Origin of the sequence: Sphingobacterium shayense (assembly GCF_013179575.1) — a bacterium.
GTDB classification, from domain to species: domain Bacteria; phylum Bacteroidota; class Bacteroidia; order Sphingobacteriales; family Sphingobacteriaceae; genus Sphingobacterium; species Sphingobacterium shayense.
The window spans coordinates 1-8,003 of record NZ_JABMCQ010000178.1 but is presented as its reverse complement, the minus strand read 5'-3'; the positions used below and the strand labels follow the sequence as shown (position 1 = coordinate 8,003).

At 40.2% G+C, this 8,003-nt stretch carries 9 protein-coding genes; 3 read left to right on the top strand and 6 right to left on the bottom strand.

Annotated features, from left to right (window positions below; all coding sequences use genetic code 11):
• The 3 genes from HP439_RS16240 to HP439_RS16230 all read left to right on the top strand — a co-directional run.
• Nucleotides 1–787 (top strand): Gfo/Idh/MocA family protein (locus tag HP439_RS16240; RefSeq protein WP_246229394.1); only part of this gene is annotated, 787 nt, incomplete at its 5' end.
• 4 nt (nucleotides 788–791) lie between these two features.
• Nucleotides 792–1,709 carry a sugar phosphate isomerase/epimerase family protein gene (locus HP439_RS16235; RefSeq protein ID WP_172391389.1) on the top strand — a complete coding sequence of 306 codons (918 nt, stop codon included), beginning with the start codon at nucleotides 792–794 and terminating at the stop codon, nucleotides 1,707–1,709.
• A 308-nt stretch (nucleotides 1,710–2,017) separates the two neighbouring features.
• Nucleotides 2,018–2,542: a YceI family protein gene (locus HP439_RS16230; RefSeq protein WP_172391388.1), complete on the top strand. Its 525-nt coding sequence runs from the start codon at nucleotides 2,018–2,020 to the stop codon at nucleotides 2,540–2,542.
• A gap of 72 nt (nucleotides 2,543–2,614) precedes the next feature.
• On the opposite strand, the gene HP439_RS16225 is transcribed toward HP439_RS16230, so the two are convergent.
• The 6 genes from HP439_RS16225 to HP439_RS16200 form a co-directional block, all read right to left on the bottom strand.
• The gene (locus HP439_RS16225) at nucleotides 2,615–3,226 is read right to left on the bottom strand and encodes a hypothetical protein (RefSeq protein ID WP_172391386.1); all 612 of its coding nucleotides are present in this window, start codon (nucleotides 3,224–3,226) and stop codon (nucleotides 2,615–2,617) included.
• A 163-nt stretch (nucleotides 3,227–3,389) separates the two neighbouring features.
• Nucleotides 3,390–4,175, bottom strand: a complete 786-nt coding sequence (locus HP439_RS16220; RefSeq protein WP_172391385.1) for a nucleotidyltransferase domain-containing protein — start codon at nucleotides 4,173–4,175, stop codon at nucleotides 3,390–3,392.
• Nucleotides 4,176–4,421: 246 nt separating this feature from the next.
• Nucleotides 4,422–5,135, bottom strand: a complete 714-nt coding sequence (locus HP439_RS16215) for a pirin family protein (RefSeq protein WP_172391383.1) — start codon at nucleotides 5,133–5,135, stop codon at nucleotides 4,422–4,424.
• Nucleotides 5,136–5,212: 77 nt separating this feature from the next.
• On the bottom strand, nucleotides 5,213–6,118 hold the full coding sequence (locus tag HP439_RS16210) for an aldo/keto reductase (protein ID WP_172391382.1): 906 nt from the start codon (nucleotides 6,116–6,118) through the stop codon (nucleotides 5,213–5,215).
• A complete protein-coding gene (gene bamJ / locus HP439_RS16205) occupies nucleotides 6,105–6,791 on the bottom strand; it encodes a BamJ family beta-barrel-assembly machinery protein (protein ID WP_172391381.1) in 687 nt (228 codons plus the stop codon). The genes HP439_RS16210 and bamJ overlap by 14 nt, the downstream gene beginning before the upstream one ends.
• Nucleotides 6,788–7,774, bottom strand: a complete 987-nt coding sequence (locus tag HP439_RS16200; RefSeq protein ID WP_172391379.1) for a glycosyltransferase family protein — start codon at nucleotides 7,772–7,774, stop codon at nucleotides 6,788–6,790. The genes bamJ and HP439_RS16200 overlap by 4 nt, the downstream gene beginning before the upstream one ends.
• Between the last annotated feature and the right edge of the window lie 229 nt (nucleotides 7,775–8,003).

Here is an 8,003-nt window from a genome sequence, read left to right as displayed (position 1 = left end):
TCATCTGCCGAAGAGAGAGGCCCTCGGTAGGGTATTAAATGGAAACATCGGACAAGTTTTAGCCGCCGAATGTAGTTATAATACCGGAGAATTATGGTATAAAGAGCGACAAACAGGATGGTCGGATCTTGAATACCAACTGAGGAATTGGCTATATTACAACTGGCTTTCGGGTGATCACATCATTGAACAAGCAATACACAGTATAGACATGTTACAATGGGCGATGGGCGATGCATTGCCCATTCAGGTCACAGGCAGCGGTGGTCGGCAAAAACGTACCGATCCTAAGTTTGGTAACGTGTATGACCATTTCGCACTAGTATACGAATACGAAAACGGTGCGAAAGGTTATTTTTCATCTAGGCAGCAAAATGATACCGCTCCTTCCTATGCGGTGGAACTCGTGGGCGATCAAGGTAAATGTATTGTTGACTGTCGTACGGGAAAACATGCCATAACCGGTAAAAATCCGTGGGAACATGAGGATGAGACAAAATTCACCGATGAAAATGCTTATAAAAAATCGAATTCCCGCAGTATGTATCAACAAGAACACGACGAGCTCTTTGCGTCCATACGTAACAACAAACCTAAAAACGATGGAGATTGGATGGTTAAATCAAATTTGGTAGCTTTAGCCGGACGTATGGCAGCATATTCGGGCCAAACTGTAACGCTAGAACAAGCCTTAGCATCCAACGAAATTTATTTCCCGCAGACTGTCGACTGGAATACAAAGTATGAAATTCCTGTTGCTATACCGGGTATAACCACAAAAATATAACAACATGGATAGAAAAAAATTCATAAAATCGGCTGCTCTGCTAGCAGGTTCAACCATTTCTTTACCTCATACGTCCCTTTCCAACCCTTTGTCGCAATTGACCCAGCAGGGAAAACGATTAAAAAAAGGCGTTGGCTTTGACATGATCAAAGAAGAGATCAGTTTAGGCGATAAATTTAAGCTGGCTAAAGATTTAGGTTTTGACGGCATCGAATTTAACAGCCCCATCGACCTGGATATTAAAGAGTTAATAAAAGCAAGTCAGGGTAGCGGTGTTGAAATCCCAAGCCTTGTAAATAAGGATCATTGGACAAAACCACTTTCCGACCCGGACGCGTCGGTCAGGAATTATACGATTGCCTCCGTGGGAAAATCACTTCAGGAGGTTAAAGAGCTGGGGGGAGATACGGTCCTTGTTGTACCGGGAGTTGTCAGCGACAAGGTTTCTTATGGAACAGCCTATAAAAACGCCTTAGATTCAATCAGAAAATTAATTCCATATGTAGAAAAAACCGGGATGAAAATCGGCTTAGAAAACGTATGGAACAATTTTATTCTCAGCCCAATTGAAGCCAAAAACTTTCTAGAGAAAATTGATCATCCGTCAATCGGCTGGTACTTTGATATCGGTAATATTTTACGGTATGGATGGCCTGAACACTGGATCGAAGTGTTAGGAGAGCATATCGTCAAACTGCACGCCAAAGAATTCAGTAGAGAAAAGATGAATGATCAGGGGTTATGGAAGGGCTTTCAGGTTGATCTACTTGAAGGCGATATTGACTGGCCAAAAGTAATCAAAACTCTCTATAAAAATAATTATACTGGAGAGTGGCTTACCGTCGAGCTCGGTGGTGGCGACCGCACCTATCTTAAAAAAATAGCTGACCAGATGAATCAGATTGTGACGATATCCGGATAACACTGATTTAACATCTTCTTGTGCCAATGTCTTATGTCGCAGGGTTAAAAATAAGTGAACGGCTTACGACTTTTAAGGAATTAATTTTAATTTATAGGGGAGCACGGAAATGCTCCCCTTTTCAGCACATCTCCGCTAATGACTCTTGGAAATAAACAATTATAAGACATTCCTATCGCTTGAAATTTACATCCCCCTAATTTTAACAAAATTTAAGTTTGTTAATGTCATTTCTTACCGTAAATCAATGTACATTAGAAAAAATCACCGTAAATTAGATTATTAAAAATAAAAGAATAAAAAGAATTATGGCAACATGGAATTTAGACAAAGCACATAGTGAGATAGAATTTAAAGTGAAGCATTTGATGATTTCAAATGTGAAGGGTCAATTTCAAGAATTCGATGTCAAAATAAATAATGGAGCTGAAGACCTTTCACAGGCTCAGATTGATGTAGAAATCCTAACGAGTTCTATTACCACCAAAAATGAGCCTCGCGATGAGCATTTAAAGAGCAATGAGTTTTTCAATAGTGCGACCTACCCTTTGGTCAAGTTCAAGACGACACATATTGAAAAGCTAAACAACAAAGATTATAATTTAGTAGGCGACCTTACTATTAAAGACGTGACCAAACCGGCGATCCTTTCCGCTGAGTTCGGAGGAATTGCGAAAGATCCTTGGGGCAATCAAAAGGCAGGATATACAGTTACTGGAAAAATAAACCGTCAAGACTTTGGTCTTACGTGGAATGCGGCACTAGAGACAGGCGGTGTCATGGTAAGCGAAGATGTTAAATTTCACGCGGACATTCAATTCATCCTTAAATAGTCGCGCATCACAATCACACTCTCTACAGGTATTTAACAACCTAATAACATTGTTGAATACCTGTACAACTCATCATAATGACTGTATCGAATTAATGTGTATTCCGACGAAACAATCATCCATGCAGTCATCGCTGACAAACCCAGCGGTGGAAATCAATCCGTTGTTTTCAGTTTCAAAATATATTTTGACGCCGGCACGTTTTTTTAACCAGTTTGATCGCACCATCGCATACACATCATCAAGGGTGTACAAGTCACTGGCAGGCGAGTCCACCGAGTGTCCAATATCTTCTCTCCCTTCAGTCCATTCTAGTTTATCGCGAAAAGTAAGTCCTCCCTGACCATTAAACTCCTGTAACGTCATACCCAAAATTTTGATCAATTCTTCAATTGGCACACTATCCCATCCTTCTACAGGCCTTTGTATACCATTCCATACAGAATAATAAAACTTCCGCTCTTCAATTTTCCCACCAACAACGGTGATTCTAGTGACCCAACTGGAGCCTGTCCATGTTGAATTGGTTACTTGATAACTATAGGAGTCAGCGCTAGCTATTTTGAATTTTTGCCACTCCTTATAACTTTGATCAAACGTCGATTCATACTCTAAAGTATTTTTTTCACATGCGATCAAACATAGGAACGTCATGGATAATAACAAAGGCAGCATCTTTTTCATAATTTTATTTTGGTTATCTTAAGTTAGTCTTTCTAAGAAAACGATCACTAATTGCTTTCTGCTACAACCAGCGAAAGAATAACAAACCTCGAAATAAAGATGTTTTCTACATGCGCTCCCTTAGCGTCGCAAACCGTTTCCCTTTTGATCAATCGTAATGGTCCTAAATATATCGACTTTCAATCTCTGTAAAATAGAGCATAACACGTTTCTCGGTTTCATTTTGAAAGATAATCGTATCGTCAAAGAGATCCTCTCTTAATTTCCTATATAGCGTTACGGAATTGTGTAAGCTATTTAGGAGTGACTGTCTGTCATAAATTGGAACAGTTGTTTTTAGACTTTCCAGATCCTTTCTTTCCAGATCTGTTTCCACTCTCCGAACACTTCTGGGCAAATTGCCATTTTTTATTTGCAGCAGCGGACCAAACACTGTCATTCTTAAAAAGCCAAAAAAATCGAAAGCTTCAAAATATTCCCCTCGCCCTATTTTTAAAAGGCTGTAATGTATCCATATCCAAAAACGGTCTTCTATCCACTGATAATCAGGATACGGAAAGACCGAGGTTGACTGATCGATAACCCGCTGTAGCTGCCCCCCTCTGTCAAAAAGAACAGTCGGATTTTCAACTCTATGATTGAATTCTTGAAGGGTCAAAAATTTTATATCAACGTGTAAAAGAGGATTGTCATATAGGCATATAATCAGTCGCGGTTCTCCCACGTGTTCCCCAGTAAATCCCGAAAGAAAATCACCCAACCGCTTTGCATATGAAAACATTAGATCTTTGTTTTCCGTGATTTTTTCTTCTGTTATGACAATTAAATCTAAATCGGAAAATTCATCAATTTCGTTTGACAGCCATGACCCTCCAACAGCCAGACCAATAATTTCAGTACTTGCTTCTAAAATTTTCTTCGCTCTAAATGCAAATTCAGTTTGTACCATCTTGTGTAAGATATAGTTCAAAAATACAATTTTCCTATTGATATGTTTCGCAGTTTTCTTGAGTGCGCGTAATTAAATAAGAATCTACTAATCATTTCACTTAGTTAATTTTCAGCTTTCTGTGATGATATCCAATCGACATGAGAACCAATAAAATAAGGTTCACCGCATACATTGCAAAAACGAAGCGGTGGCTGAATAGAATATTCAACCACCGCTCGATTAACTTTTACCGCAAAAAATAAGTTAAGCCATTGCAACCTCTATCATTAAAAATTCCGATAGGCTATTTGCTCTCACCTCTACCGATGAGGCATCTTCCACACCAATGGCATCTCGAGTGTGCAATGTATGCCCGTCAACTGTAATTTCTCCACTAAGATTAAAAATGTACAACCCTGTACCTTCCCCTTTAAAATGATAATCCTTTGCAAAGCCAGCGTCGAATTTAGCCAAGCTAAACCAAGCGTTTTGATGAATCCACAATCCATCCTCTTTTGGCCCCGGAGAAATAATCTGCTGAAATGTATTTATACGGTCTTTTTGATCCAACGTTATCTGATCGTATCGAGGGTCTACATTTCGACTTGCAGGAATCACCCAAATTTGCAGGAACTTAACTTCTTTATCCTTATTCGCATTATATTCACTATGGGTAACGCCAGTTCCTGCACTCATAATCTGTATATCCCCTTGACGAATCACACCCTTATTTCCCATGCTATCTTGGTGTTCTAGATCCCCTTCAAGAGGAATACTGATTATTTCCATGTTGTTATGAGGGTGGGCACCAAAGCCCCTTCCAGCGGCGACTCGGTCGTCGTTCAGCACGCGAAGCGCACCGAAACTCATCCGTTCAGGATCCATATACTCCGCAAAACTGAAGGTATGTCTTGAATGTAACCATCCATGATTTGCATCACCCCTAGTTTCCGCCTGATGAAAAATGTAATTTGCCATTTCGTATTCCTTTCTTTTTTATATATCAAAGATCGTCTTTACATTCAAACAAAACGTTAACATAGGTCAAGAACGGCTTATACCAAATGTTCATTATAATGAAGCATACGCACTCCTCGCTCGAGTTCACCACGTTCCTCTTCAGTCAACGGACGCAGCGTGTACAGGATTTCTTTCAGTTCCTTGAGCTGCGCGAGTGTACGTATACCTAGAGCAATCGTATCAACCACACCTCCACTTAGCGCGTAACCCAATAATACTTGCGTTTTGGAGACATTTAACTGAGTCGCCAATTTTTCAACATTTCTATTTGCATGACCAACCTCCCCAGAGGTAAGTTGTAGATATCGATCGATTGGTTTATCCACAAGTAGACCCTGTGTCAATCCTCCTCGGCTGATGACGGAAATATTATGTTTTTGGAGTAGAGGAAAGACCGATTCTGGTCGTCGATCTAATAGATTATATTGCATCATTACACTAACGATATTCGATTTACGAACGTACTGCTCGATAACGTTCGGGCGTATTGAGGATATTCCATAGTAGCGAATATGCCCGGCCTTAACAAGATGTTCAAACGCCTCTATTATCTCGTCGGTTGGGTCGTCGATCGTGCCACCATGAAGCTGATACAGGTCAATCCGATCCGTCTTCAGTCGCGAAAGAGAACTCTCGACATTTTTTATGATATACGGTTTGGACGCTTTCCAATCCCATGTGCTACCATCTGAACGCCATTGGTTACCAACCTTTGTTGCCAGCACAACCCTATCGCGATACGGTGCTAAGGCCTGACCTAAAAGATCTTCATTCATACCACGTTCATAAAGATCCGCCGTATCAAAAAAATTTATACCTGTTTCTACTGCCTGTTGCAGAATCTCAATATTATTTTTTATCGCACCTCCCCTAAGCGACATCCCTCCGATACCGATAGGTGAAATACGTAATTCTGATTTTCCTAAATTAGTTAACTGCATTCTCTTTAATCCCTATTAACTCTATTTCAAACACCAATGGGCTATATGGTGGGATATCTCCTCCGGCCCCCCTCTCGCCATATCCTAACGATGAAGGGATGTAAAATTTATACTTAGATCCTACAGACATAAGTGGTATTCCTACTTGCCAACCGCGGATCACCCGATCCAACCCAAGTTCCATAGGTTCGCCTCTGTCATAAGAACTATCAAAAACTTTACCATCTACAAGCGATCCTTTATAATGCACAGTAACCTCATCCGTTGCTAATGGTTTTGCGCCGGTTCCCTCCTGAAGTACTTCATAATATAATCCGTCGGTATCCTGTTTAATATTTGGTTTACCTTGCAGACTTGCAAAGAAGTCTGACTCCACTTGTTTGAGCTTTGCCGCTTTTTCCTCAGCTGCTTTATTAAAGGCTTGTTTTATAATTTGTATACGCTCTTCTTGGTTAAACAACTCGCTATTCCCTGCTAACGCATCGTTTACACCGCGTTGAAAATTCTTGTCGTCGATCTTCATTCCTCCTTTTAAAAGAGATGCTCCGACATCTACGCCTAAAGCGTAAGAAACTGAATCAAGATTGGTTTTTAGTTCCTGCGCACCAACATCAATAGTCTGCGCAAGCAGTAACGTTACGCCTATGTGTCCTATAATTTTACTTTTTATCATCTATGTTTTTCAACTATACTTGTTATTATTTCTTTCGTTATATCGGGGTAATCAACAAGAACTCTATTCTTACTGTTTAGCCAAGATTCAATATCGTAATCAAATTTCTTTTTTAAACTATTAATGACAGGCACACCCATCTGTTCTAACGTTGCAGCATTTAAGTGCTGCTCGTATTGGTTTTTCATTGGAATCACAAGAAGTTTCTTCTGAAGGTACAACGCTTCCGCAGGAGTTTCGAAACCTGCACCGCAAAGGACGCCTGAGGCACTTGCCATGCTTCTTACAAAAGTCTCACTCTCTATCGGGTTAATGGTCACGTTTTTTACCACGAACTTTTGTTTATTATGTTTAGAATAAACATCCCATTGCACATCCGGGAATTTAGCTAAATTTTTCAACAGGTGAGCATCGTCATACGACGGTAGGTAAACGGTGTAATGCCCATTGTCTGTAGGATCAAGTTCACGAATAGACTTTCTGATAACCGGAGTAAAAATATTACTATTGAACGCCTTAAAATGGAAACCATAAGAGATACTTGAGGGTGCATAATTCTTCATAATAAACCGTCCGAGCATCTCGCTTTCTTCCGGCTTAGGACTCGCAGGATCAAGGGCTCCAATTTGGTGACTAAGACCGATACATGGAACGTCCCGTGTCTGACAAGCCCAGGCAGAGATCGGTTCAAAATCATTTATAATTAGATCGTAGCGCTCAACCGGTAAAGAGTTGATCTCCTGAACAAATTTGCGCACGGTCGAGCTCATAAAAGTTCGCCATAAATCCACTCCCCCCGATTTTCCAAAAATAAAACTCAGTCCATGTAGTCTGTATTTCACCGGAAAAGGGAGCTCAATATCTGCTTGTATTCCACTGACGAGTACGTCGACTTCAGCCATCTGCTGTAAAATGGGTATGATATCTAGCGCCCGGCACAAATGCCCATTGCCAGTTCCTTGTACGGCATACAATATCTTCATGGTTCAACAAAAATTATCCGGCCAAAATACTAATTTTCCTGCGAATAGATGGAAAACATCTGGCACTTCTTGCGTCCGTTACAATTCTCTTGAAGCGAAAAGCGCACTTTCTGTAGACTAACATAAAAAAAAACTTAAAAGGTTGCGCGTCATCTCTCGGTAATTCATCTGAAATTTCTAGTTTTGGCAAACTAAAATTTAACCATGCAATTTAGATCGATAAGTTTAT

Coding starts and splice junctions, on each gene's coding strand:
- HP439_RS16235 (WP_172391389.1), top strand. CDS start 792: ATGGATAGAAAAAAATTCATAAAATCGGCTGCTCTGCTAGCAGGTTCA.
- HP439_RS16230 (WP_172391388.1), top strand. CDS start 2,018: ATGGCAACATGGAATTTAGACAAAGCACATAGTGAGATAGAATTTAAA.
- HP439_RS16225 (WP_172391386.1), bottom strand. CDS start 3,226: ATGAAAAAGATGCTGCCTTTGTTATTATCCATGACGTTCCTATGTTTG.
- HP439_RS16220 (WP_172391385.1), bottom strand. CDS start 4,175: ATGGTACAAACTGAATTTGCATTTAGAGCGAAGAAAATTTTAGAAGCA.
- HP439_RS16215 (WP_172391383.1), bottom strand. CDS start 5,135: ATGGCAAATTACATTTTTCATCAGGCGGAAACTAGGGGTGATGCAAAT.
- HP439_RS16210 (WP_172391382.1), bottom strand. CDS start 6,118: ATGCAGTTAACTAATTTAGGAAAATCAGAATTACGTATTTCACCTATC.
- bamJ (WP_172391381.1), bottom strand. CDS start 6,791: ATGATAAAAAGTAAAATTATAGGACACATAGGCGTAACGTTACTGCTT.
- HP439_RS16200 (WP_172391379.1), bottom strand. CDS start 7,774: ATGAAGATATTGTATGCCGTACAAGGAACTGGCAATGGGCATTTGTGC.